Below are 25,364 nucleotides of genomic sequence, written 5' to 3' on the forward strand. Positions count from 1 at the left end.
TCCGTGCACTCATGCACCGGTTCACATACGCGGATGATTTTGATCCACTAGGGTTTGATTTGGAGACCTCGGATGACGCGTCGCCGGTTCGACCTGACGGATTTCGAATGGAGTATTATCCAGCCACTTCTTCCGCCAAGCCTCGGAGTGTCCCCGCGTTGATGAGCGACGTGTGATCAACGGATTTCACACCGGCTCACCGTGGGTCGATCTTCCTGAGCGATATGGCCCTTATACGATCTGCTACAATCGTTTCGTCAGGTGGCGAAAGGCAGACGATGCCGATAGCAGATCGATCGTTGGTCGACAGTGCATACGATACCAACATTCCTCGAGACTTCGCAAAAGAGAACATTCCCGCAAAGCGAAACCGCAAGGAAGGCTTCTCCTTCAGCCTGAGTTTATCGCCGGCATAACCTCGTGGAGCGCTTCTTCAACAAACTCAAATAGTTCAGGGATATTGCGACTCGCTGAACTTTCTTGCCGCATCAAGCTTCTCGCAACCCGTATCTGGATCAAATCGCTATGAGTCTACCGTCTAGTATTTAACGCTTTGCGCGCAACTGCCGCACACTAGCCTCAGCACCCATGTAACTGCTTTCAGTGTCATAAAATTGGAGTAGCAGTTGAGAAAAATAAATTATCCAGTCATTTGGAGTAAGGTCCACCGGCATGTACGCCACCCCGCATTCAGGGCACCGTTTTCTAATGCACGATATCATATCTGCGGTTGGAGAGCAGACGGAAAGTTCCAATATTCCCTCAAAACCGCGGGGCATTCCTTTGAGAACGCGCTCGAACGGAAGCATTCCGCCACGAAATTCAATTGAGAAGATGTTGTGATGAGAGAAGAGGACGACTGCTCTTCTCTTTCGGAAAGCGATACGAAAATCCCGAATGGAAGCATGTCTATATATAAGTAGACCATGATGTTCCATCGGTATTATAAGTTCATCGAACGCGTCGATCACTTTTGTTCTGTAATCTTCCCAATTATTAAATTGGGAGCAGAACTCGCTCCAGGCGTGGAACCGTTCAAATGAGAGACGGTCTGACGGAAACGCAAACACGAATGCCCATTCCGTCAACCGAAGATTTGCTCTCCAAATGGAGCTCACGCTATAAACCTCCGCTAGTCGCTATCACAAATTTTGGCGAAGACATCGGAAAAATCTCGACATAGCGCCGGCTTGAAAGGACGCTGTCCAGATTAAATTCAACTATCGCGGCGTCCGGAGGTAGTGTTGTAATATTTCTTTCGACTTTTTCTTGATTTATGCGTTTCTGGATATGTCTATTGATAGATTCCTCAAGGTCATCGCGGGACATAGTAGATGCGCCTGGCTCATCTTTTGCATCTTCAACGCCGATGCTCATCGCAGCAAGTAGTGATTGCCACTTGCTTACAACGAAAGCTGAGACAGATATACTTATCTCGCCGCGATTTAAAAATTTAAGCAACTTCGAACGTTTTCCGCTAGCGTAATATGCTATTGGCAGATCATCAGGCGTTTTTTCGGAGTAGTTCCATCCCCCTCCGCCGCCTGGTGGAAAATCGTCCGGCAATCCAACAAACGCTAGGGGCACTTTCGCGCCACCGCCACCTGCGTCAGTTGTTAGTACGGTCATCTGAACCGCGTCGAAGTCACGTTGTTGGCCATCCCCAATCAAAATCACCTGAGGCGATCGGCTGTCGTCAGCTGCTATGCCAACTTCGCGGATACGAATGCCGACTTCGTTTAAATTATGATTGCCTTCCACGTAGAGAGCCGAGTGGTCTGAGGAGAACAATATGTAATTTGAAAGGCCGTCGACAAGAACGCGTTGAAGGGAGAACAGCCGTCCATCGGATGAGTTTTGACCTTTGAGCACTGTCCACTGTGCTAACTTGGCGCTATCTTCAATATGGTTGCGAACCCTATACACTTGTTCCGCTGAAAGCCCGGCCTCCGCCAATTCGACCGCTGCGTCGATATGAGTTTGAATTAATTTTACCTCATCGACGGTCCATCCCACTCGCGCCAGCCGTGCGGCCTGCGGAACGTTGTTCTCGACGGATTTTACGTCCTCGCGTGTCCAGCCAGTCATCGCTAAATCAGCGACCGTGTTGATGTCGTCTTTTAGTCCTTCTATCTCATCTTTGGTCCATTGCGCTCTTGTGAGCCCTATAATAGGCAGAAGGCTTCCCGAAAAGTTTTTTATAGAATCTTTATCCCACCCAAGCTCGCTGAGCGCCATAGCCAGCCGAATTTCATCACCTAATGAAATGATTTCATTCTTCGTCCATCCTGCGTCATGGAGTGGCAGTATATCTTCCGCCGAGAAGCCACCATCTAGGACTTCAGCAAACTCTTGGTCTTGCCACCCGTAGTGCGTCAGTCGTGCCTGATGCGTGGTCTCCCAAAGCTGGTCCTGTGAAAACGACGGGTTTTGCTGATTAATTAAGTCTAGATTTGTTAAATCGTCTGTTTTGGAGAAGTCCTGAGGCGCAATCACACTTGTGGATGCAATATTAATTGTCAAAGGTTGCGAGACAAGGCTTGTTACTGCCACGCTTCCGTGACTTCCATCGCCGTGTAATTCTAAGATATTTTTATCGATTGCTTCTTGCAGTGGAATAAACGGCGCCCCGCCTACCTTGACTGTTGCAGAGCCCAAATTGCCGGGAGCTTTAGAAAATTGATCCTCGGGCTGTGGATTGTCACGGTAGCTGTCAAGACACATCGCATGTATCTTGTTTGTCCCCCCAGCGCCGACGGTTATCGAGCCCCCATCTGGTAACAACAGCATTCTCTGCGCAGCCGCATCTGCATCACCGCAAGATTGCATGAAGATAATCGCGATGAAAAACAATGCGATAAATATCTTGCCTCGCTGAATAACCCAAATAAGCAAAGACATATCTGCGCCCCCCCTTGAATGATGACGTGCAATACTACACTGTTACCCCATAAAATTGAACCATGTATTTGGAGGGCGGAATGGATCGCAATGTCATTACTGCAAAAGATGCGTTGAAAGCTAACGCGCGTGCAAGAGCCGCTGTGGATGAAAAAAGGAAGGCCGAGGGTCTGTCAGAACGCAACCCAAGGATGGGCGCACTACCACCTTCAGTGAAGCCAGATCAAGCTCTCGCACGCTTGGTAAAGTTTATTCCCGCAGAGGCTTTAAGCCTTTATATGGCTTTAGCCGGAATAGCTGCTACTGCTCAGCCAGCTGAAAATCAGGCATTGTACTGGCTAACATTTCTGTTGTTCGTCACGGCGATTTTCAATGCTCTTTACCTGTACATAATATGGAATGTGCGAAGAGGTTCACAGATATTCGTGTCAACTATCTCATTGATTGTTTACGCGGTGGCTACCAATGGCCCCCTTGTACAGCAGCTAAAGTTTCCTCCAATTGGATCGACGCTCGCGCTTACGCTGGTGACGGCTTTCCTCTGCTTCTTCCAGCCACCAGAAGATGCACGCGAAAAAATTCCAAAAAGATGAGGACCTGAATATTGATGCCGTCCGTTTAAACTTTTCTACACGCTGCCGTCCGTGCACTCATGCACCGGTTCACATACGCGGATGATTTGATCCAGCCTGAGTTTATCGCCAGCATAACCTCGTGGAGCGCTTCTTCAACAAACTCAAATAGTTCAGGGATATTGCGACTCGCTGAACTTTCTTGCCGCGTCAAGCTTCTCGCAACCCGTATCTGGATCAAATCGCTATGAGTCTACCGTCTAGTTCGCAAAGGCGGCGATGCCGGTGATCGCCCGACCGATGATCAGCGCGTGGATGTCGTGTGTGCCCTCATAGGTGTTGACCACTTCGAGGTTGACGAGATGACGGGCGATGCCGAATTCGTCGGAGATGCCGTTGCCGCCGAGCATGTCGCGGGCCGCCCGCGCGATCTCCAGCGCCTTGCCGCAGCTGTTGCGCTTGAGGATCGAGGTCAGTTCCACCGGCGGATGGCCTTCCTCTTTTATGCGGCCAAGCCGCAGGCAGCCCTGAAGGCCGAGCGAGATTTCCGCCGCCATGTCGGCGAGTTTCTTCTGGATGAGCTGGTTGGCAGCAAGCGGCCGGCCGAACTGCTTGCGCTCGAGCGTGTATTGCCGGGCTCTTGCATAACAATCCTCGGCTGCACCGAGTGCGCCCCAGGCGATGCCGAAACGGGCCGAGTTGAGGCAGGTGAACGGTCCCTTGAGGCCGGTTACATCAGGCAGAAGGTTTTCCTCAGGCACGAAGACCCCGTCCATCACCACTTCGCCGGTGATCGAGGCGCGCAAGCCCACCTTGCCGTGAATGGCGGGAGCCGAAAGCCCCTTCCAGCCCTTTTCGAGGATGAAGCCGCGGATGAGGCCGTCCTCGGTCTTTGCCCAGACGACGAAGACATCGGCGATCGGGGCGTTGGAGATCCAAGTCTTCGAGCCGGTGAGGCTGTAGCCGCCGTCGACCTTTTTGGCGCGTGTCGCCATCGAGCCGGGGTCGGAGCCGTGATCGGGTTCGGTCAGGCCGAAGCAGCCGATCCATTCGCCGCTGGCAAGTTTCGGCAGGTATTTCAGTTTCTGCGCCTGCGACCCGAAGGTGTCGATCGGCACCATGACCAGCGACGACTGCACGCTCATCATCGAGCGGTAACCGCTATCGACCCGTTCGACTTCACGGGCGATCAGGCCGTAGGCGGTGTAACCGAGGCCGGCCCCGCCATACTCAGGCGAAATTGTCGGGCCGAGCAGGCCGAGTTCGCCCATTTCGCGGAAGATTTCGGGATCGGTCTTTTCATTGCGGAAGGCGTCGAGAACGCGGGGCGCAAGCTTCTCCTGCGCATAGGCATGGGCCGTATCCTGCACCATGCGCTCCTCGCTGGTGAGCTGCTCCACCAGGCGGAACGGGTCGGCCCAGTCGAAAACCTCGCGCGTATGCTGCATGTCGGCGTCTCCTCACCCACGATTCAAGCTTGCCTCGCTCAAGGTCGCATAGACCCGCCAGCCGATTGCGTCAACAGAAGGCGGCCGTATCGAAAAGACAGCGCCCGCCATCTTTTCAAAAGCGTCGGCATGATCCACTTTGGCCCGCGATCGATTCTGGAACGAGGAGACGGAAATGTCGTCAAGCGATCTGTTCGTATCGGCCGAAGGCGCCGAATGGGTCAACCCCGAGCCTGGCGTCGTCAGGCGCATCATGACTTATCTGCCTGAGATGATGATGGTGGAAGTGACCTTCGAAAGCGGCGCCGTCGGTGCTGCCCATTCGCATCCGCACATTCAGGCAAGTTATGTCGCCGAGGGCAGCTTCGAAGTGACGATCGACGGCCGGACCGAGGTGCTGCGCCAGGGCGGCAGCTTCATCGTGCCGCCCAACCTCGTCCACGGCGTCAAGGCGCTGGAAAAGGGCCGGCTGATCGATGCATTCACCCCGCACAGGGCCGAGTTTCTCAAATAGTCAGGTTGCGGCTTCTGGCCGGCGCGGTGCGCCCGCTGGAGTGACATAGGGCGGCACGAAGCGCGCATCCTCACCGCGCACCGCCTGACGCAGGAAGTCGATGACGGCGCGTACGCGCGGCGCCTGTTTCAGGTCGCGATGGCAGGTGATCCAGTATTGGCGCTTGAGGTCGATTTCTTCGGGCAGCACCCGCACCAGCTCGGGATATCGGCTGGCGAAGAAGTAGGGCAGGATGCAGAGGCCGAGGCCATTTCGGGTGGCGGTGAGCTGCGCGAAGATGCTGGAACTCTGGAACTGCGGTTTGATTCGCGGATGCACATCGCTCAGATAATCCAGGCCCGGCGCGAAGATCATCTCCTCGATATAGCTGACGAAGGGATGCTCAAGCAGGTCCTCGCGGCAGGTGATCTCAGGCGCCTTTGCCAGATAGTCGCGCGAGCCGTAGATCTGCAGGTGATAGTCGGTCAGCTTCTCGGCGAAATAGGGCCCGCCCTTCGGCTCGTCGAGCACGACGGAAAGATCGGCCTCCTTTCGCGACAGCGACATGATCTGCTGGATCGTCACCAGCTCCAGCGCCAGGTGCGGATGCTGGGCGGCAAACCGGTGCAGCACGGTCGCGAAGAAGAAATTGGCAAAGCCTTCCGGCGCGCTCAGACGCACCAGGCCGCGCTGCGCCATCGAGCCGTCGGCGAGATCGGCGCGCAGGCGCTCGGTCTCCTGCTCCATCCGCTCGGCCGTCTCGACGAAACGCGTGCCCATGGCGGTCAGCACATAACCGCGCGGATTGCGCTCGAACAGCTTGACCTTGAGTGTGAATTCCAGCCGGTCGATGCGCCGCGAGACCGTGGGATGGCTGGAGCGCAGCTGGCGGGCCGCCGTCGACAGCTGTCCCGTGCGGGCGACGGCTAGAAAAAACTGCAGATCGTCCCAAGTAAACTGCGGTGGATTGTTCATGGCGATCCCCTCTGTTCAAAAATGAACAGATACTGTTTGGAATTAGTTGTAAATCACCCGTTGCCTCAAGGCGGAATTTCCTTGATCGTAAGCTAAGGGTCGGCCGCTCTGAGGAGTGCGGCTGGCCAAATCTGAACAGATCCGCAAACTGGCCAATCTCTGGGAGGAGAGAATATGCGTAAGAATCTCATTGCATCAGTTGCATTTCTGCTTGCAAGCAGCACTGCGGTGCTCGCGCAGAGCGCGACCGACGGCAAGGTCAAGATCGGTATCCTGAACGACCAGTCGGGTGTTTATGCCGATTTCGGCGGCAAGTCTTCCGTCGAGGCCGCCAAGATGGCGGTCGAGGATTTCGGCGGCAAGGTGCTTGATGTGCCGATCGAGATCGTCGATGCCGACCACCAGAACAAGCCGGATATTGCCTCCAACATCGCCCGCCAATGGTACGACACCGAGCAGGTGGATGCGATCATGGAATTGACGACCTCGTCGGTGGCGCTTGCCGTGCAGGCGATCGCCAAGGAGAAGAAGAAGATCGACATCGTCACCGGTGCGGCGACGACCGATCTCACCGGCAAGGCCTGCTCGCCTTACGGCTTCCATTGGGCCTATGACACGCATGCGCTCGCCGTCGGCACTGGCGGCGCCCTCGTCAAGCAGGGCGGCGACAGCTGGTTCTTCCTGACCGCCGACTATGCCTTCGGCTATTCGCTGGAGCAGCAGACCAGCGACTACGTCAAGTCGAGCGGCGGCAAGGTCGTCGGCGCCGTCCGCCATCCGCTGTCGACCCAGGACTTCTCGTCCTTCCTGCTGCAGGCGCAATCCTCAGGCGCCAAGGTGATCGGTCTCGCCAATGCCGGCCTCGATACCTCGAACGCCATCAAGCAGGCGGCCGAATTCGGCATCACCCAGGGCGGCCAGCATCTGGCAGCGCTGCTCTTCACGCTCGCCGAAGTCCATGGTCTTGGCCTCGAGGCGGCACAGGGGCTGACGCTGACGGAAGGTTTTTACTGGAACCGCGACGACGAAAGCCGCGCCTTCGCTAAGAAGTTCTTCGCCCGTACCGGCAAGATGCCGAACATGATCCACACCGGCACTTATTCGGCGGTGACGCAATATCTGAAGGCGGTGCAGAAGGCCGGCACCGACGAGACGGAAGCCGTCGCCAAACAGCTGCATGAAATGCCGGTTGATGACGTCTTCGGCCGCGGTGGCACGGTCGGCGCCAATGGCCGCATGATCCACGACATGTATCTGCTGCAGGTCAAGAAGCCGGCCGAAAGCAAGGAGCCGTGGGATTACTTCAACGTGCTTGCCAGCATTCCCGGCAAGGAAGCCTATATCGATCCCGCCAAGAGCGGCTGCGATCTGGTGAAGTGAGCGCAATGGCGGTTTCCGCAATTGAAACGCAGGAAAAGCCGCGGGTGGTCTTGTCCGCCCGCGGCCTGCGTCGCGATTTCGGCGGCTTCACGGCCGTCAAGAACGTCGACCTCGACGTGTACGACGCGAGCGTGCATGCGCTGATCGGCCCGAACGGCGCCGGCAAGACGACGGTTTTCAACCTTTTGACCAAGTTCCTGCAGCCGACATCGGGCACGATCACACTGATGGGCACCGATATCACCAGGACACCGCCCGACAGGGTGGCGCGCATGGGGTTGGTGCGCTCCTTCCAGATCTCGGCGGTCTTCCCTCATCTGTCCGTGCTCGACAACGTCCGCGTGGCGCTGCAGCGGCCGAACAATCTCTCTACCCAGTTCTGGCGACCGCTCTCGGCGCTCGACCGGCTGAACGCGCGCGCCGAGCAATTGCTTGCCAGCGTCGGGCTTTCCAAGGAGCGCGATCAGATCGCCGCCGATCTCTCCTATGGCCGCAAGCGCGTGCTGGAGATCGCCACGACGCTGGCGCTCGATCCCAAGGTGCTGCTGCTCGACGAGCCGATGGCGGGCATGGGGCTTGAGGATGTCGCCGTCGTCTCGTCCATCATCCGCGACGTCGCCCGTGACCGGGCGGTGCTGATGGTCGAGCACAATCTCTCCGTCGTCGCCAATATCTGCCAGCATGTCACCGTGCTGCAGCGCGGCGAGATCCTCGCCGAGGGCGACTACGCCACAGTCAGCCAGGACGAGCGCGTGCGCGTCGCCTATATGGGCACGGAGGAGCATTGATGGCCGCTCTCCTCGAAGTCCAGGGACTGAACGCCTGGTACGGCGAAAGCCACGTCCTGCACGGTGTCGACATGCGGGTCGGCGAAGGCGAGACGATTACCCTTCTCGGCCGTAACGGCGTCGGCAAGACGACGACATTGCGCACCATCACCGGCATCGTGCGGTCCCGCAAGGGCAGGATCAGCTTTGCCGGCAGCGACATGATGCAGGTGCCGCTGCACAAGACGGCCCACCGCGGCATCGGTTTCGTGCCGGAGGAGCGCGGCATCTTCTCGACGCTGACCGTCTCGGAAAACCTGCTGCTGCCGCCTGTCGTGGCGAAGGGCGGCATGACGCTCGACGAAATCTACGAACTCTTCCCCAATCTCTATGAGCGCCGCGGCAGCCCCGGCACCAAACTTTCCGGCGGCGAGCAGCAAATGCTGGCGATCGCCCGGATCCTGCGCACCGGCGTCCGGCTGCTTATTCTCGACGAACCGACGGAAGGGCTTGCCCCCGTCATCGTCCAGCGTATCGGCGAGGTGCTGCAGACCCTGAAAGGCCGCGGCATGACGATCCTGCTGGTCGAGCAGAACTTCCGTTTCGCCAGCCGTATTGCCGATCGCTTCTATCTGATGGATCATGGGCAGATGGTGTCGGAATTCCCGGTCGGCGAACTGCCGCAGCGCATGGATACGCTGCACAAGGTTCTGGGGGTTTAGATATGACCAGGACTAGCAATTTAGGCCGCAACGTTTCCTCCCTCATCCCTGTGCTCGTCACAGGGATCCAGCAGCGCCGCGTCTGCGGCGCGGAGGAGTCATTTCGGCCCAAGGACTTGGGCCGGCTGGATTCCTGTGACGAGCACAGGAATGAGGGCGGTGGAAAGCGTGGCTGCGTAGACGGAACCAATCTCTTCCAGAGGAGGATGCCATGACGATGATCTTCGGCATTCCCCTGCAGGCGCTGCTCGGCCAGCTGCTGATCGGCCTGATCAATGGCTCGTTCTATGCGCTGCTCAGCCTCGGCCTTGCCATCATTTTCGGCCTGCTTCGGGTGATCAATTTCGCCCATGGCGCGCAATATATGCTCGGCGCCTTCGTCGCCTATCTGCTCTTGACCTATGCCGGCATCGGCTATTGGCCGTCGCTGATCCTGGCGCCTGTGATCGTCGGGCTTGCCGGCGCCATCATCGAGCGGCTGTTCCTGCGACGGCTCTACGATCTCGATCCGCTCTACGGCCTGCTCTTCACCTTCGGGCTGGCGCTGGCCGTCGAGGGCACCTTCCGCTATCTCTACGGCTCCTCCGGCCAGCCCTATGCAACGCCGGCAGCGCTTGCCGGCGGGGCAAATCTCGGCTTCATGTTCTTGCCGATCTATCGCGGCTGGGTGGTCGTCGTCTCGCTTGTCGTCTGCCTCGGCACATGGCTGCTGATCGAAAAGACCAAGCTCGGCGCCTATCTCCGCGCCGCCACCGAAAACGCGGTGCTGGTGCAGGTCTTTGGCGTTAACGTGCCGGTGCTGTTGACGCTCACCTATGCGCTCGGGGCCGGTCTCGCGGCCTTTGCCGGCGTGCTGGCCGCGCCGATCTACCAGGTCTCGCCGCTGATGGGCTCGAACATGATCATCGTTGTCTTTGCCGTGGTCGTCGTCGGCGGCATGGGATCGATCATGGGCGCGATCATCACCGGTTACTTCCTCGGCATCGCCGAGGGACTGACCAAGGTCTTCTATCCCGAAGCGTCCAACATCGTCATCTTCGTCATCATGGCGATCGTGCTTCTCATCAGGCCCGCGGGCCTCTTCGGCCGGGATGCCTGACATGACCGACATCACCGACACCATCCAAACGGAAAAAAATCGAACCGCCCTTTCGGTGCAGGCGGGCTTCCTCGCCGTTGGGCTTCTGCTCCTGGTGCTCGCGCCGTTCTTCTTCTATCCGATCTTCCTGATGAAGCTGCTGTGCTTCGCGCTGTTTGCCTGCGCCTTCAACCTGCTGCTCGGTTATACCGGCCTGCTGTCTTTCGGCCATGCCACCTTCTTCGGCGGCGCAGCTTATTTCACCGCCTATACGGTGAAGGAATGGGGGTTGCCGCCGGAGCTCGGCATCTTGATCGGCGTGGCGGGTGCGGCGTTTCTCGGCCTGGTGATGGGCTTTTTCGCCATCCGCCGCCAGGGCATCTATTTCGCGATGATCACGCTGGCGCTGTCGCAGATGTTCTTTTTCTTCTGCCTGCAAGCAAAGTTCACCGAGGGCGAGGACGGCATCCAGTCGGTGCCACGCGGCCATCTCTTCGGCTTCATCGATCTGAACAGCTCGACCAACATGTATTATTTCGTGCTGGCGGTGTTCATCATCGGCGTGCTGATCATCTGGCGTTTCATCAACTCACCCTTCGGCATGATCCTGAAATCGATCCGCGAGAACGAAAATCGGGCGGTCTCACTCGGCTATTCCGTCGCGCGTTACAAACTCGGCGCCTTCGTCATGTCGGCAGCGCTTGCGGGGCTGGCGGGCGCGGTGAAATCGATCGTCTTCCAGTTCGCGACCTTGACCGACGTCGCCTGGCAGATGTCGGGCGAGGTGATCCTGATGACACTGCTCGGCGGCATCAGCACGCTGATCGGCCCGCTCTTCGGCGCCGGGCTGGTGGTGGCGCTGGAAAACTACCTTGCGACCTCGGAATTTCCGGTGACGATCATCACCGGCATCGTCTTCATGGTCTGCGTGCTGATCTTCCGCCGCGGCATCATCGGCGAATTCTACGCCTCGCGGCTGGGGCGCAAACTTGGCTTCGTCTATCGCCGCTGAACCGGCGCACCTCCCTTCGGGAGGAGAGACGGCGGCACAAGCATCAGAAGTTTCGTGTGGGGCAGATGGATCGATACGACTATATCATCATCGGGGCAGGCAGCGCCGGTTGCGTGCTGGCCAACCGGTTGTCGGCCGATGGCAGGAGCCGGGTGCTGCTGCTCGAAGCCGGCGGCAGCGACAACTACCACTGGATCCATATTCCGGTCGGTTATCTCTATTGCATCAACAATCCGCGTACCGACTGGTGTTTCACCACGGCGCCCGAGGCCGGGTTGAATGGTCGGGCGCTGAGCTATCCGCGCGGCAAGGTGCTCGGTGGCTCCTCTTCGATCAACGGCATGATCTACATGCGCGGTCAGGCGCGCGACTACGACCTCTGGCGACAGATGGGCTGCGGCGGCTGGGGCTGGGACGATGTTCTACCCTTCTTCCGCAAGTCCGAGGATTTTTATCACGGCGAAGATGAGATGCATGGGGCCGGCGGCGAATGGCGCATCGAGAAAGCGCGCGTGCGCTGGGCCGTGCTCGATGCTTTTCAGCAGGCGGCGAGGGAAGCGGGCATTCCGGAAACCGCCGATTTCAACCGCGGCAGCAATGAAGGCTCCGGCTATTTCGACGTCAACCAGCGTTCCGGCATTCGCTGGAACACCTCGAAGGCCTTCCTGCGCCCGGCGATGCGACGCTCCAACCTGACCGTTCTCATCAAGGCGCAGGTCCGGCGGCTGCTGGTCGAGGAGGGGGCCGTCGCCGGCGTCGAATTCCAGCACAATGGTGTGGCGAAACGCGCCTATGCGGACAAGGAAACCATTCTGTCGGCCGGTTCGATCGGCTCGCCGCATATCCTGGAACTGTCCGGCATCGGCAAGGGCGAGGTTCTCCGGCAGGCGGGCGTCGATGTCGTCGTGGACGTGAAAGGTGTCGGCGAAAACCTGCAGGACCATCTGCAACTGCGTCTGGCCTATAAGGTGACCGGTGTTCCGACGCTGAACGAGAAGGCGACGAAGCTGATCGGCAAGGCGGCGATCGGGCTCGAATATCTCGTTCGCCGCTCCGGGCCGATGGCGATGGCGCCGAGCCAGCTCGGCATCTTCACCCGCTCGGGCCCGGACCGGGAAACGCCGGATCTGCAATATCACGTGCAGCCGGTATCGCTGGAGAAGTTCGGCGATCCCGTCCATCCTTTCCCGGCGATCACCGCGAGCGTCTGCAATCTGAGGCCGGAAAGCCGCGGTTCGGTGCACCTGTCGAGCCCGGATTTTGCCGCCCAGCCGACGATCAGCCCGAAATACCTCTCGACACAGCGCGATCGTGAGATAGCTGTCCGTTCGATACGGTTGACGCGCAGGATCGTCGCGCAGCCTTCCTTCGCCCGGTTCAGGCCGGAGGAATTCAAGCCGGGACCCAGCTATCAGACCGAGGCCGATCTGGAGCGGGCGGCGGGCGAAATCGGCACGACGATCTTCCATCCTGTCGGCACCTGCCGCATGGGCGCCGACAGGGACAGCGTCGTCGATCCCCGGCTGAGATTCCGGGCGCTCGGCAAGCTCAGGATCGCCGACGCCTCGGTGATGCCGTCGATCACCTCGGGCAACACCAATTCGCCGACGATCATGATCGCCGAAAAGGCGGCAGCGATGATCCTCGAAGACAATCGATAGGAGAAGACCATGGCAAGGATCGCATTCATCGGGCTTGGCAATATGGGCGGGCCGATGGCGGCCAATCTGGTCAAAGCGGGTCATGAGGTTCTCGGCTTCGATCTCGCGGCCTCCGTGTTGAAGGCGGCCGAGGACAGCGGCGTCAAACCGGCAAGCCATGCCAGCCAGGCGGTCAAGGACGCGGAGATCGTCATCACGATGCTGCCGCAGGGGCGGCACGTGCTGACGGCCTGGAGCGACATCCTGCAGACCGCGGCGCAGGGCACGCTGGTCATCGATTGCTCCACCATCGATGTCGACAGCAGCCGCAAGGCGCATGAGATGGCCAAGGCCGCAAGCTGCCTGTCGCTCGACGCGCCGGTCTCCGGCGGCACCGGCGGAGCGAGCGCCGGCACGCTGACTTTCATGGCCGGCGGCTCGGATGCGGCCTTTGCGAAGGCGAAGCCGATCCTCGAGGCGATGGGAAAGAAGATCGTCCATTGCGGCGAGGCCGGCGCCGGCCAGGCGGCGAAGATCTGCAACAACATGATCCTCGGCATTTCGATGGTCGGCGTCTGCGAGGCCTTCGTACTCGCCGAAAAACTCGGTCTCTCGCATCAGGCGCTGTTCGACGTTGCTTCGACCTCATCCGGCCAATGCTGGTCGATCAATACCTATTGCCCGGTGCCCGGCCCCGTGCCGACCTCGCCCGCCAACAACGACTACAAACCCGGTTTTGCCGCCGCCCTGATGCTGAAGGATCTGAGACTCTCGCAGGAGGCGGCGCTGGCAAGCGGCGCTTCCACGCCGATGGGTGCGGAGGCCGCGCAGCTTTTTGCGCTCTTCGAAAAACAGGGTAACGGCGGGCGGGACTTTTCCGCCATCATCGAGATGTTCCGCGAAAAGGCGTGAGCGATACTATAGGAGATAGCTGACAGGTTCGTTTCGGACCGGATGCGGAAAGACGCCCATACCGACGCCGAATATCGACTGCAGCGTTTCGGCCTGCATGAGCTCGGCGGGCGTGCCTTCGGCAGTGATCCGGCCGCGATTGAGGGCGATGATCGCGTCGCAATAGCGTGCGGCGAGGTTGATGTCGTGCAGCACGATGATGACGGTCAGCCCGCGCTCGTGGCTGAGTTCCTGCACCAGTGAAAGGACGCTTGCCTGATGGGCAAGGTCGAGCGCCGATGTCGGTTCGTCGAGCAGCAGGCAGCGGGCGTCCTGGGCGAGCATCATGGCGATCCAGGCCCGCTGGCGCTCGCCGCCGGACATGTCGGCGACGAGACGATCGGCGAAATCCTCGAGCTCGGTGCGGACAATTGCCTCCTCGACCTTGCTGCGATCCGTCGCGGTAAAGCGGCCGAGCGTGCCGTGCCAGGGAAAACGGCCGAGCGCCACCAGTTCCCGTACGGTCATGCCGTCGGTCGCCGGCGTGAATTGCGGCATGTAGGCGACGTGCCGGGCAAATTCCCGGGCGCCCCAGTCACTTGCCCCCTTGCCGCCGAAGGCGATTGCGCCGGATTTGGACGCGACCTGGCGGGCGATGATCTTCAAAAGCGTACTCTTGCCGGAGCCGTTCGGCCCCACCAAGCCGTAGATGCGGCCTTGGTCGAGCGTCAGGTCGATGCCATGCAGGATAGATTTCGGCCCGATGGCATAGGTGATTGCCGACAGGGCAAGGAAAGGCGAAGGCATGATCTGCTCCAGGTTCGGTGTCGCAGGGTTCGGGAGAGCGAGCCCTCCCTTTTCCTGCAAAACTAAACCGGGACTGTCAACTTAAGCTTTCTGCTCAGCTTCCAATCAACCCTTCGACACCGAGAAACTGAGCCTGGTGTCGCCAAACAGGATGTCGATCTCACCGGGTTCGGTCAGTTCGACCGCGCCGCTCAACGTGCCCGTCGTGATCAGCGCGCCTGATTTCAGCGATGCCTCCGGGCGCAGACCGTCATTGGCGTAGTCGACGAGCCAGGTGAGAACGTCGCCCTTCGGATGCTGCGCCGGGCCATCATAAATCGAGCGGCCGGCATGGGTGACCTTGAGCGGTGTACCGCCGGCGGTGTCGACCACGCTTTTTTCGAGCTTCGGGCCGAGCACATAACCGCTATTGCCGAGGCGGTCGGCAACGAACAGCAGGAAGGAAACGCTGCCGCTTTCCCTGATGGCGCTGACCAGCAGTTCGGCGCCGAGATAGGCAGCGGAGATCGCCTCGACCACCTCGGCGCGGCTATAGGGAGCACCGGTGCGGATCGGCAGGTCCTTGCCGAGACGGACAGCGATCTCGGTTTCGAATTTCAGGCCCGGATACCAAGGGATGCTGGCGCCGGCGGCGGCCTCGGCATAGGGATGCAGGGGAGCGGTCACCGCCTGGCCCGCAGGCGAGACCGTCACTTTCCAGGCATTGCTGCCGATACCGTCTGCGGCGGCGAGCAAATTCTGCGTCTCCATCGCCTGATGCAGATCGGCCGGCAGGGTGAAACTGCCGGTTTCCTCTTGCCTGCCGGCCTGGCGTAGGCTGTGAAGCCTGGCTGCGAGCCCGCGCGGATCGAATGTCTCTGTCATGCTGTCTCCTCGAATTGATTTTCGAGGGGCACACTAACTGCAAGGCAGGGGCGAGCAAGACCGTTCTTGGGCCGTATTTGGAAAAGCTCTTATTCCATCGCCGCGTACCAGCGATCGCGATAGGCTGCCAGTCCTGGGATTTCGGTCGGCGGAACATGCGTCTCGGCACCCGACAACGGCCGGATGCCGGTGAGAAGGGCCGCGCCCTGGCTGGTGCCGGTTGTGCCGGGAACGGCCTTGACCTCGCGGCCGGCAAGGGCGGCAAGCAGCTTGAGATAGGTCTCGTTGAGGGCAAACGGCCCTTCGACGATAATGGGGCCTTTGGCGCCGATCAGGCCGAGGCAGGCGTCGGTCATCAAAGCGAGATAGAGGCAGGCCGTGGCATAACGCTCCTCGCGGCTTGCCTGTCCGGCGCCGATCCAGCGGCTCGCCTCTCCCGGAAACGGCCCGGAACCGGCGGCGATGTTGGGCAGCAGCATCATGCCTTTGCCGATGACCGGGCCAATCGCCGCCTGGGCGGCTTTTTCGTCGACAGGACCGATTTCGGCCGAAAGGATTTCGAATTCCCGCCCGCCCATGAAACGCGAGGAGGGAACGGCCCGGCCATAGGCATCGACATTGGCGAGCGCGTCGCGTTTTTGATCGAGATGATCGAGATCGCCGCCGACGCCGAAATTGATGACCCAGGTGCCTGTGGAGACGACGGCAAAGGGTGCTTGCCGATGGACCAGATGCGGCAGCAACGAGGCGTTGGAATCGTGAATGCCGCAATAGACCGGCACCGGTGCGGCAAGGCCGAGCCCTGCTGCGATCTCGGGCAGGACCGGGCCGAGCGCGTCGAAGGCGGAGCGGATCGGCGCCATCAGCGGGCGAATGCCGAGCCTATCCACAAGTGAGGAATAGTCGCCGGTCTTCGGGTTCCAGAGGTCGGTGTGGCAGCCGAGCGAGGTCAACTCGTTGGCGGCGATACCGGTCAGCAGCGCCGTCCAATATTGCGCATAGGTGAGGACGGTCAGTACCCCAGCGAATTCCTCGGGAAAGGCGGTTTTCTGATAGTGCAGCTGCGCCCCGACATTGAGGCCCATAGCGAGGCGTGGGGAGAAGGTTTCGTCGAAGGCGGGACGCAGTGCCGTATAGGCATCACGGATTTCTTCGGGATATTCGTGTTCGTAGTCGATCACCGGCATGGCGAGCGTGCCGTCCTCGCCGAGCAGCGCGGCAGCGGCGCCATGGGTGGTGACCGAGATGGCATCGAAACCCGTTTCCCCCGCCAGCCTCTTCAGCGCATCGAGCGCAAACGACCAGAGCGCTTCAATGTCGTAATGCGGGTAGGGACCGGTTTTGATCGCCACGTTCGGCCGTTTCAGGACGGCGATCTCGGCGCCCGTTTCGCTGTCGAGCACGACGACCTTGGCATTGGTCTTGCCGATGTCGAGAACGGCGATGCGGCGATAGGAGGTGGCGTTCATGGCATATGGAAGAGAGTGACGAGGTCGCTTTGCACCGGCGAATTGTCCGGATTTACAGCCATGATATCGGCCATGTGTGCCCACCATTTCTTCATGACCGGATGCTCCGGCAGGCTCGCCATGGTGTGGTCGGCCGGCCGCGTCAACACGCCGAACAGTGTGTTGGTCTGGCGGTCGAGATGGATGGAATAGTCGCTGGCGCCCGATTGATGCAGGAGATCGACCAGTTCCGGCCAGATTTCGTCATGCCGCTTGCGGTATTCGGCTTCCATGCCGGGATTGAGCTGCATCTTGAAGGCGTGTTTTTCTCTGGTCATCGGGAGCTCATGAGCTTGACGCGGCGGGCGATGATCGGGATGGCAATGGTGATGATCAAAAGCAGGCCGATGAAGATCGACATGACGATGCCGGGAACGTTCAACAGGCCAAGGCCGAAGGTGACGAGGCCCATGACGAAGGCGGCGATGACGACGCCGCCGATCGTGCCGGAGCCGCCGAGGATCGAGATGCCGCCGAGCACGACCATGGTGACGACCTCGAGCTCCCAGCCCTGGGCGATCGATGGCCGGGTCGAGCCGAGGCGCGAGGTCAGGCAGACGGCGGCGACACCGCTCATGATGCCGGTCAGCAGGAAAAGGATGAATTTGACGCGCTCGACCGGGATGCCGGAGAAGCGGGCGGCGAAATCATTGTTGCCGATTGCATAGACCTGCCGGCCGAAATTCGTTGCGTGCAGCAGGATGGCAAAAAGGATCGCCAGCACGAAGAACAGCACAAATTCGAAGGAGAATACCCAGAAGACATAGCCCTGGCCGAAATAGGCGAAATCGGCGGGATATTTTCCATAGGCCTGGTCGCCGAGCACGATATAGGAAATGCCGCGGAAAAGGCTCATCGTGCCGATGGTGACGACGATCGACGGCAGTTTCAGCACCGAGACCAGCACGCCGTTGAAGGTGCCGCAGGCAAGGCCGGTGCCGATGCCGATCAGCACCAGGCCGGGTGTGCCGACGCCAAGCTGAGCTGCTGCCCCCATCGCCGTCGAGGCGAGCGCGATGATTGCCGCAACCGAGAGGTCGATCTCGCCCGATATGACCAGCAGCGCCATGGCAAAGGCGATCATTGCCTTTTCGGTGAAGTTAAAGGTGGCGTCCGAAAGGTTCCAAGCGTCGAGGAAATAGGGCGAGGCCAGGGAATTGAAGATCAAGATCAGGATCGCGACGGCAAAGAGCAGCACTTCCCAGCTCGCGGCGATGCGGCGGAACGGCGTGCCGAGACGATCGGGAATGATCCGCTTTTCGCGTGTGGGTACGGTGCTCATGCTGCGGCCCCCGTTTTGATCTGGGCTGGTCTGATCTCGGCTGCGGCGCGGTCGCGCAGGATGATGCGGCCGCGGTTGCGCTCGCGCCGGGCGTTGAAGGCGACGGCGAGAATGATGACGGTTCCGGAGATCGCCATCTGGGTGAAGGGAGAAATGCCGATGACCGGCAGCGCATTCTTGATGACCCCGAGGAAGAGTGCGCCGAGCACGGTGCCGGCGACCGAGCCGACGCCGCCGGCAATCGAGATGCCGCCGATGACGCAGGCCGCGACGCTGTCGAGTTCGAAGCCGTTGGCGATATCGACATAGGCGACGGCATAACGCGACACCCAGAGATAGCTTGAAAGCCCGGCGAGGGCGCCTGACAGGACGAAGGCGAGGAATTTCGTCCAGCCCGTATCGATGCCGGCATAGACGGCCGCGGTCGGATTGCCGCCGGTCGCATAGGCCGAGCGGCCGAACTGGGTATATCGAAGCAGCACATACATCAGCAGAACGATGACGATGCCGACCCAGCCGAGGACAGGCAGGCCGAGGATCGGCGTGCGCGGCACCGACAGGAAGACCGGCGTCATCTGATGGGCGTTGACCCAGGCGCCGCCCGAGAGCACGAAGGCCATGCCGCGATAAATGGTGAGCGTGCCGAGGGTGACGACGATCGGCGGGATTTCCAGCGCCCAGACGAGAAAGCCGTTGATGGCGCCGAGGCAGGCGCCGATGACGATCGCCGCAAGGATGAGGACGACAAGCGGCAGATCGGGATAAGCGGCATTCATCATCGCGATCGCCATGCCGGTGAAGGCGAGGTTGGCGGCAACCGACAGGTCGATCGACTTCGTCAGGATCACCGTCATCTGCGCCAGCGCCAGGATGATCAGGATCGAGGTATCGTTGAAAATGCCGGCGAGATTGTCCGGCGTTGCGAAATCCGCTGCCCGCGTCGAAAAGATCGCAATCATCACCACAATGATGAGGAACAGCAGGGTTTCGCGTTTTCTGATCAGTCTTGCCATGCTCTTACCTTGTGAATTGCTGGGCCTTATGCATTGTCGGCCTCATGCATTGCCGGTGGCGGCGCGCACCAGCGCTTCCGGCGTCAGCTCGGCGCGTTCGAAAATCCCGGCGGCCAGCCCTTCCTTCATCACCAGAACCCGGTCCGACATGCCGATGATCTCCGGCAGTTCCGACGAGACCATGATGATCGACAGGCCTTCGGCGGCGAGTTCGCTGATAAAACCGTGCACGGCGGCCTTCGAGCCGATGTCGATGCCTTTTGTGGGTTCATCGAGGATGATGACCTTCGGCGACGTCGCCAGCCACTTGCCGATGACCACCTTCTGCTGGTTGCCGCCCGACAGCGTGCCGACCGGCACGGAAAGGGCAGCAGCCCGCAGATCCAACCGCTCGGCATATTTGCGCGCTAGCGCAAATTCTTCTGCCGCCCGGAGAAAGCCGCGGCGTGAGGTGCGGGCAAGCGAGGGCAGCGTCATGTTCTGGAAGATCGGCATCGGCAGCGCCAGCCCGTGGCGGCCGCGCTCTTCCGGCACGTAGACGATGCCTGCCCGTATGGCATCCTGCGGCGAATGGATGGCGACCTCGCGGCCTTCGAGCATCATCGTGCCGGAGAGCGGCCGGGTAATGCCGAACAGCGATTGGGAGAGTTCCGAACGGCCGGCGCCGATCAGGCCGTATATGCCGAGAATCTCGCCCTTGCGCAGCGTGAAGGATATGTCGCGGAATTCGGTGCGATGGCTGTAGTTGCGGATCTCCAGCACCGGGCCGCCGATGGCGACATCGATCTTCGGAAAAGCGTTCTCGACGTCGCGGCCGACCATCATCCGGACGATCTCGTCTTGCGGCGTCTCCTTGAGACGGCCCTGGCCGATGGCGCGGCCGTCACGGAAGACGACGAAATCGTCGGCGATTTCGTAAACCTCGTCGAACTTGTGGCTGATGAAGAGGATCGCCTTGCCCTGTTCCTTCAGGCCCCGGACGATGCGGAAGAGATCGTCGATCTCCTTGCGGGAAAGGGCTGCCGTCGGCTCGTCCATGATGACGATGCGGGCCTCGATCGACAGAGCACGCGCAATCGCCACCAGATGGCGCTGCGCAATCGAGAGGTCTTTGAGCCGGATCGTCGGATCGATATTGCTTTCGAGCGCGATGAGCAGCGCCTTCGCGCGGCTGTTCATCGCCTGCCAGTCGATGGTGCGCAGCCGCGTGCGCGGCGCATGGCCGAGGAAGATGTTTTCGGCAACCGTCAACTCGTCGAAAAGCACGGTTTCCTGATGGATGGCGGTGACGCCGGCATCGATCGCCGCCTGGGCGCTGGCAAAGGTCACCGGACGGCCGTCGACGAGGATCTCGCCTTCGTTCGGCCGGTAGATGCCGGTCAGGATCTTGACGAGCGTCGATTTGCCAGCGCCGTTTTCGCCGATCAGCGCGGTCACCGTGCCGGGGTGGAGGGCGATGCTGACATTGTCGAGCGCCTTCACGCCAGGGAAGATCTGGGAGATGCCGCGCATTTCCAGAATGGCGGGCGCATCGCCGGTTTTGCTGTCCGTGGCGGTTTGTTGAAAGGCGGCGTTCATCAGATTTCTACCAGTGTCGAATGGGAAATCCCGGCGGCTTGAGGCCGCCGGGTTTTTCTATGGTTGCTCCGGATCAGAAGACCTTGGAGAACTGGTCGATGTTCGAGGCATTGTAGACGAAGGGATCAGCCATGGCGGCTTCGCCGTTGTCGCCGATCTTGATCTTGCCCATGCGGCCGGCAGTGATTTCGCTGCCCGGCTTGCCGTCGGCGTCACCCTTGACCAGGTGATAAGCGATCTGGGCTGCGGAATAGCCGAGGTCGATCGGGTTCCAGATGGCGAATTCCTTGGTAGCGCCCGACTTGATCGCGCCGGCCATTTCGGACGGCAGGCCGAGACCGGTGACGTAGACCTTACCGACAAGGCCCTTGTCTTCGACGACCTTCGAAGCGGCGAGAACGCCGACCGTCGTCGGAGCGACGATGACCTTGACGTTCGGGTTCGACTTCAGCAGGCCTTCGGCTTCACGATAGGACTTGTCCGAGAGGTCGTCGCCGTAAACCGTGGTGACGAGGTTGAGGCCCGGGAAATCCTTGAGCTGCTTCTTCATCTGGTCGATCCAGATGTTCTGGTTGGTCGAGGTGGTCGTTGCCGACAGGATGGCGAAGTCGCCCTTGCCGCCGTCGAGGTGGTCCTTGACGAGTGTCAGGCACATTTTGCCAATCAACTCGTTGGACGACGGGTTGAGCTGCAGGATACGGCCTTCAGGTGCGACGCCGGAATCCCAGGAGATGACCTTGATGCCGCGCTGGGCAGCCTTCTTCAGCGCCGGAACGAGCGCGTCGGGATCGTTGGCCGAGACGGCGATGGCGTCGACGCCCTGGGCGATCAGCGAGTTGATGACTTCGATCTGGCCTTCGGCCGTCGTCGACGTCGGACCGGTGTAAATGACTTCTACGCCGCCGAGTTCCTTGGCGGCTTCCTGGGCGCCCTTGTTGGCGGCGTCGAAGAAGCCGTTGCCGAGCGACTTCACGACCAGACCGATCTTGATGTCCTTGGCGCTTGCAGTGCCGGCCATCATGGCGACGGCGAGCGCTACACTGAGCGCAAGTGTCTTTGCGAGTTTCATGTACTTTCCTCCCTTAAAGATTAGCCTTCCACACCTCGGCGGCGCCTCATGCGACCGACGAGGAATCCTCCCTCACAACCTGGGCCACCGGGCTGGCGACAACGAGCCGGACGCCGGCATTCTCGACCATGCGAGCTGCCTCGTCCGAGATCGCGTCATCAGTGATGATCACAGAAACGCGGTCGAGCGCGCAGAGAATGAGGCTCGACCGGCGATTGAATTTGCTTGAATCGGCCATGACGATGAGTTCGTCGGCCTGGTGCATCAGCTTCTGCTCACTCTGAATGATGAGCGCATCCGCCTCCATGATGCCGAGCGGGCCGACGCCTTGGGCGCCGATGAACATGCGCCGCGCATAGAAATTGCGGATTGCGTCATTGTCGAAAGGCGACAGGATCAGGCTCTGCTCGCGATAGATCGCGCCGCCCGGCACCGTGACCGTGTTTTTGGAATGTTTCACCAGATGTTCGGCGATCGCGAAAGAATTGGTCATTACCTGCAAGCGATGGCCCGCCATGTAGTGCACCATCTGGAAGGTTGTCGTGCCGCCATTGATGATGATGGCGTCGCCCGCTTCGCAGAGATCGACGGCCGCACGTGCAATTGCACGCTTTTTATCGATGTTGACTGATTCTGAAACCCGGAAGGGGCGGCCGGCAAGATTGCCGAGCTGCGGCGGATGCACGGCCTCCGCACCGCCGCGGACACGCCGGATCTTGCCCTGTACATGAAGAGCCGCAATGTCGCGCCGGATTGTCGCTTCAGAAGCTTCCGTCAATTCGGAAATGTCCTGGATCGTCACGACGGACTTTTCCTGAACGGCGCTTAAGATAATGCGGTGACGTTCGCGTTCGTGCATTGGGCTCCTCCTCTGGCCATATTTATTTCGCATCCGTTAATGCCTGTCAATCACAAACGATCATAAATTTTCATATTGCGATGCAGCATAATCGATTTTGATCGTTTTCGATTGACAAGCGCACTTTTGATGCGCGATACCGTGAGCGAAAGGGTGCGCTGATCGCGGCGCCTCACAAGCCTTTATGGGAGGATGACATGGCGGCGAACGTCCGGCTTCTGGATAACCGGTGGGATGATGCTTATGCGGCAGGCCTCGATGAGCCCGGCAAGCTGCTCTATCGCTCCAACCTGCTCGGCGCCGACAAGCGCATCACCAATTACGGCGGCGGCAATACCTCGGCGAAGGTGATGGAAACCGACCCGCTGACCGGCGGCACGGCGAAGGTTCTCTGGGTGAAGGGCTCGGGCGGTGACGTCGGCACGATCAAGCTCGACGGTTTCGCCACCCTCTACCAGGACAAGCTGGAATCGCTGAAAGGCATCTATAAGGGTGTCGAGGACGAAGACCGCATGGTCGGTTTCCTGCCGCATTGCACCTTCAATCTGAATGGCCGCGCCGCCTCGATCGACACGCCGCTGCACGGTTTCGTGCCGTTCACCCATGTCGACCATATGCATCCCGATGCGATCATCGCGATTGCCGCCTCGAAGAATTCCAGAGAATTGACGCAGCAGGTGTTCGGTGACGAGATCGGCTGGCTGCCATGGCGTCGCCCGGGCTTCCAGCTCGGCCTCGACCTTGGCGCTTTCGTCGCTGCGAACCCGAATGCCAAGGGCGTTGTGCTCGAAAGCCACGGCCTCTTTACCTGGGCAAACGACGCCAAGGCCTGCTACGAGCTGACGCTCGAGATCATCAACAAGGCGATCGTCTGGTTTGCCGAGAAGACCGAGGGCAAGACGATTTTCGGCGGCGCCGTCGCGCAAAGCCTGGCCGTTGGCGAACGCCGCGCCATCGCAGCCCGGCTGATGCCGGAAATTCGCGGTCGCATCGGCAAGCAGGAGCGCAAACTCGGACATTTCGACGACCAGGACGCCGTGCTCGAATTCGTCAATTCCAGCGATCTGCGCTCGCTCGGCGCGCTCGGCACCAGCTGCCCCGATCATTTCCTGCGCACCAAGATCCGCCCGCTGATCGTCGATTTCGACCCTGAAAAGCCGGATGTCGAAGCGATTGTTGCCGGCCTCGACCAGGCGCTGGAGGATTACCGCGCCGATTACGCCCGCTATTATAACGACTGCAAGCATGACAATTCGCCCGCTATGCGCGACGCCAATCCGGTGATCTTTCTCGTTCCCGGCGTCGGCATGCTGTCCTTTGCCCGCGACAAGGCGACGGCCCGCATCGCCAGCGAATTTTATGTCAACGCCATCAACGTCATGCGCGGCGCCTCGACGGTCTCGGAATATCAGGGCCTGCCGGAACAGGAAGCCTTCGATATCGAATATTGGCTGCTTGAAGAGGCCAAGCTGCAGCGCATGCCGAAGCCGAAGAGCCTTGCCGGCCGGGTGGCCTTCGTCACCGGTGGCGCCGGCGGCATCGGCCGGGCGACGGCCGCACGTCTCGTCAGTGAGGGCGCCTGCGTCGTGCTTGCCGATATCGACCAGGCGGCGCTTGAGGGCACCGAAGCCGATTTCGTCAAGAAGTTTGGCGCCGATGCGGTGCGCAGCGTTCGCCTCGACGTTACCAAGGAGGACGCGGTGATCGCCTCCTTCGCGGAAGCCTGCGTCGAATTCGGCGGCATCGACATTCTCGTCTCGAATGCCGGCATTGCCTCGTCCGCGCCGATCGAAGCCACCGAGCTTGCGACCTGGAACCGCAATATCGATATTCTGGCGACCGGCTATTTCCTGGTTTCGCGCGAAGCCTTCCGCCTGTTCCGCCGTCAGGCACTCGGCGGCAACATCGTCTTCGTCGCGTCGAAAAACGGTCTCGCGGCTTCGCCGAATGCCGCTGCCTATTGCACGGCAAAGGCTGCCGAAATCCATCTCGCCCGCTGCCTGGCCCTGGAAGGTGCCGATGCCGGCATCCGCGTCAATACCGTCAACCCCGATGCGGTGCTGCGGGGTTCGAAGATCTGGAGCGGCGAATGGCGCGAACAGCGCGCTGCCTCGTCCAAGATCGAAGTGGACGATCTCGAGGAACATTACCGGAAGCGTTCGATGCTGAAACTCAATGTGTTTCCGGAGGATATCGCCGAGGCGATCTACTTCCTGGCATCGGACCTTTCGGCGAAATCGACCGGCAACATCATCAACGTCGATGCCGGCAACGTGCAGAGTTTTACGCGGTAATATCTAATCGGCGGCGGATGTGTCTGCCCCTCACCCTAACCCTCTCCCCGTTCAGACGGGGAGAGGGGACTTGCCCAACGAGTTGGAGTGGAACGGAGACGGTGCGGCATGTCCCCTTCTCCCCGTTTGAACGGGGAGAAGGTGCCGGCAGGCGGATGAGGGGCGGCCCACGGCAGTCCCAATGTAGAAATTGCATAATCGGGAGGTAGGA

Annotated in this window: 22 protein-coding genes and 1 pseudogene; 11 read left to right on the top strand and 12 right to left on the bottom strand. The window is 60.2% G+C overall.

Translation table 11 applies throughout. The annotated features are described in order from the left end of the window. Positions 1 to 72 precede the first annotated feature (72 nt). Positions 73 to 352: pseudogene (locus RCCGE510_RS34660) on the top strand (transposase); the annotation flags it as partial. A 767-nt stretch (positions 353 to 1,119) separates the two neighbouring features. Here RCCGE510_RS34660 and RCCGE510_RS04485 read toward each other — a convergent pair. Continuing rightward, complete coding sequence (locus tag RCCGE510_RS04485) at positions 1,120 to 2,901, bottom strand: hypothetical protein (protein ID WP_007627561.1); 1,782 nt, start codon at positions 2,899 to 2,901, stop codon at positions 1,120 to 1,122. 80 nt (positions 2,902 to 2,981) lie between these two features. On the opposite strand from RCCGE510_RS04485, the gene RCCGE510_RS04490 reads away from it, so the two are divergent. Next, positions 2,982 to 3,494 (top strand): hypothetical protein, encoded by a 513-nt coding sequence (locus RCCGE510_RS04490; RefSeq protein WP_037077776.1) that lies wholly within the window; start codon positions 2,982 to 2,984, stop codon positions 3,492 to 3,494. Between the two features lie 239 nt (positions 3,495 to 3,733). Here RCCGE510_RS04490 and RCCGE510_RS04495 read toward each other — a convergent pair whose 3' ends face one another. Further along, positions 3,734 to 4,921, bottom strand: a complete 1,188-nt coding sequence (locus tag RCCGE510_RS04495) for an acyl-CoA dehydrogenase (protein WP_007627563.1) — start codon at positions 4,919 to 4,921, stop codon at positions 3,734 to 3,736. A gap of 175 nt (positions 4,922 to 5,096) precedes the next feature. Between RCCGE510_RS04495 and RCCGE510_RS04500 the strand changes: the two genes are divergently transcribed. Then, complete coding sequence (locus RCCGE510_RS04500; RefSeq protein WP_007627567.1) at positions 5,097 to 5,435, top strand: cupin domain-containing protein; 339 nt, start codon at positions 5,097 to 5,099, stop codon at positions 5,433 to 5,435. Here the strand turns inward: RCCGE510_RS04500 and RCCGE510_RS04505 are convergent, their stop codons facing one another. Continuing rightward, complete coding sequence (locus RCCGE510_RS04505; protein WP_007627569.1) at positions 5,436 to 6,389, bottom strand: LysR family transcriptional regulator; 954 nt, start codon at positions 6,387 to 6,389, stop codon at positions 5,436 to 5,438. Between the two features lie 174 nt (positions 6,390 to 6,563). On the opposite strand from RCCGE510_RS04505, the gene RCCGE510_RS04510 reads away from it, so the two are divergent. From RCCGE510_RS04510 to mmsB, 7 genes are all read left to right on the top strand, one after another. Continuing rightward, positions 6,564 to 7,769, top strand: coding sequence for an ABC transporter substrate-binding protein (locus RCCGE510_RS04510; RefSeq protein WP_007627571.1), 1,206 nt, complete (start codon positions 6,564 to 6,566; stop codon positions 7,767 to 7,769). A 5-nt stretch (positions 7,770 to 7,774) separates the two neighbouring features. Further along, positions 7,775 to 8,557, top strand: coding sequence for an ABC transporter ATP-binding protein (locus tag RCCGE510_RS04515; RefSeq protein WP_007627573.1), 783 nt, complete (start codon positions 7,775 to 7,777; stop codon positions 8,555 to 8,557). Next, the gene (locus tag RCCGE510_RS04520) at positions 8,557 to 9,258 is read left to right on the top strand and encodes an ABC transporter ATP-binding protein (protein ID WP_007627575.1); all 702 of its coding nucleotides are present in this window, start codon (positions 8,557 to 8,559) and stop codon (positions 9,256 to 9,258) included. The genes RCCGE510_RS04515 and RCCGE510_RS04520 overlap by 1 nt, the downstream gene beginning before the upstream one ends. Before the next feature lie 211 nt (positions 9,259 to 9,469). Next, positions 9,470 to 10,357 carry a branched-chain amino acid ABC transporter permease gene (locus RCCGE510_RS04530; RefSeq protein WP_007627578.1) on the top strand — a complete coding sequence of 296 codons (888 nt, stop codon included), beginning with the start codon at positions 9,470 to 9,472 and terminating at the stop codon, positions 10,355 to 10,357. Position 10,358: 1 nt separating this feature from the next. After that, positions 10,359 to 11,348, top strand: a complete 990-nt coding sequence (locus tag RCCGE510_RS04535; RefSeq protein ID WP_007627580.1) for a branched-chain amino acid ABC transporter permease — start codon at positions 10,359 to 10,361, stop codon at positions 11,346 to 11,348. Positions 11,349 to 11,413: 65 nt separating this feature from the next. After that, positions 11,414 to 13,009, top strand: coding sequence for a GMC family oxidoreductase N-terminal domain-containing protein (locus tag RCCGE510_RS04540; RefSeq protein WP_007627581.1), 1,596 nt, complete (start codon positions 11,414 to 11,416; stop codon positions 13,007 to 13,009). 9 nt (positions 13,010 to 13,018) lie between these two features. Further along, on the top strand, positions 13,019 to 13,900 hold the full coding sequence (gene mmsB, locus RCCGE510_RS04545) for a 3-hydroxyisobutyrate dehydrogenase (RefSeq protein ID WP_007627582.1): 882 nt from the start codon (positions 13,019 to 13,021) through the stop codon (positions 13,898 to 13,900). A gap of 6 nt (positions 13,901 to 13,906) precedes the next feature. On the opposite strand, the gene RCCGE510_RS04550 is transcribed toward mmsB, so the two are convergent. The 9 genes from RCCGE510_RS04550 to RCCGE510_RS04590 all read right to left on the bottom strand — a co-directional run bounded on the left by RCCGE510_RS04550 (position 13,907) and on the right by RCCGE510_RS04590 (position 22,859). Further along, positions 13,907 to 14,686, bottom strand: a complete 780-nt coding sequence (locus tag RCCGE510_RS04550; RefSeq protein WP_007627583.1) for an ATP-binding cassette domain-containing protein — start codon at positions 14,684 to 14,686, stop codon at positions 13,907 to 13,909. 105 nt (positions 14,687 to 14,791) lie between these two features. Next, positions 14,792 to 15,550 (bottom strand): fumarylacetoacetate hydrolase family protein, encoded by a 759-nt coding sequence (locus RCCGE510_RS04555; protein ID WP_007627584.1) that lies wholly within the window; start codon positions 15,548 to 15,550, stop codon positions 14,792 to 14,794. 89 nt (positions 15,551 to 15,639) lie between these two features. Beyond that, positions 15,640 to 17,019: an FGGY-family carbohydrate kinase gene (locus tag RCCGE510_RS04560; RefSeq protein ID WP_007627585.1), complete on the bottom strand. Its 1,380-nt coding sequence runs from the start codon at positions 17,017 to 17,019 to the stop codon at positions 15,640 to 15,642. Continuing rightward, positions 17,016 to 17,336 carry an L-rhamnose mutarotase gene (gene rhaM / locus RCCGE510_RS04565; RefSeq protein ID WP_007627586.1) on the bottom strand — a complete coding sequence of 107 codons (321 nt, stop codon included), beginning with the start codon at positions 17,334 to 17,336 and terminating at the stop codon, positions 17,016 to 17,018. The genes RCCGE510_RS04560 and rhaM overlap by 4 nt, the downstream gene beginning before the upstream one ends. Then, positions 17,333 to 18,340 (bottom strand): ABC transporter permease, encoded by a 1,008-nt coding sequence (locus RCCGE510_RS04570; RefSeq protein ID WP_007627587.1) that lies wholly within the window; start codon positions 18,338 to 18,340, stop codon positions 17,333 to 17,335. Before RCCGE510_RS04570 ends, rhaM begins: the two co-directional genes overlap by 4 nt. Beyond that, positions 18,337 to 19,353 carry an ABC transporter permease gene (locus RCCGE510_RS04575; protein WP_007627588.1) on the bottom strand — a complete coding sequence of 339 codons (1,017 nt, stop codon included), beginning with the start codon at positions 19,351 to 19,353 and terminating at the stop codon, positions 18,337 to 18,339. Before RCCGE510_RS04575 ends, RCCGE510_RS04570 begins: the two co-directional genes overlap by 4 nt. Positions 19,354 to 19,395: 42 nt before the next feature. Continuing rightward, positions 19,396 to 20,931, bottom strand: coding sequence for a sugar ABC transporter ATP-binding protein (locus RCCGE510_RS04580; RefSeq protein WP_007627589.1), 1,536 nt, complete (start codon positions 20,929 to 20,931; stop codon positions 19,396 to 19,398). Between the two features lie 73 nt (positions 20,932 to 21,004). Next, on the bottom strand, positions 21,005 to 22,000 hold the full coding sequence (gene rhaS / locus RCCGE510_RS04585) for a rhamnose ABC transporter substrate-binding protein (RefSeq protein ID WP_007627590.1): 996 nt from the start codon (positions 21,998 to 22,000) through the stop codon (positions 21,005 to 21,007). A gap of 46 nt (positions 22,001 to 22,046) precedes the next feature. After that, positions 22,047 to 22,859 (bottom strand): DeoR/GlpR family DNA-binding transcription regulator, encoded by an 813-nt coding sequence (locus RCCGE510_RS04590; RefSeq protein ID WP_007627591.1) that lies wholly within the window; start codon positions 22,857 to 22,859, stop codon positions 22,047 to 22,049. Positions 22,860 to 23,056: 197 nt separating this feature from the next. Between RCCGE510_RS04590 and RCCGE510_RS04595 the strand changes: the two genes are divergently transcribed. After that, positions 23,057 to 25,153 (top strand): bifunctional rhamnulose-1-phosphate aldolase/short-chain dehydrogenase, encoded by a 2,097-nt coding sequence (locus RCCGE510_RS04595; protein WP_007627593.1) that lies wholly within the window; start codon positions 23,057 to 23,059, stop codon positions 25,151 to 25,153. The last annotated feature ends 211 nt before the right edge of the window (positions 25,154 to 25,364 follow it).

The sequence above is a fragment of the Rhizobium sp. CCGE 510 genome, from assembly GCF_000292525.1.
Classification (GTDB): Bacteria; Pseudomonadota; Alphaproteobacteria; order Rhizobiales; family Rhizobiaceae; genus Rhizobium.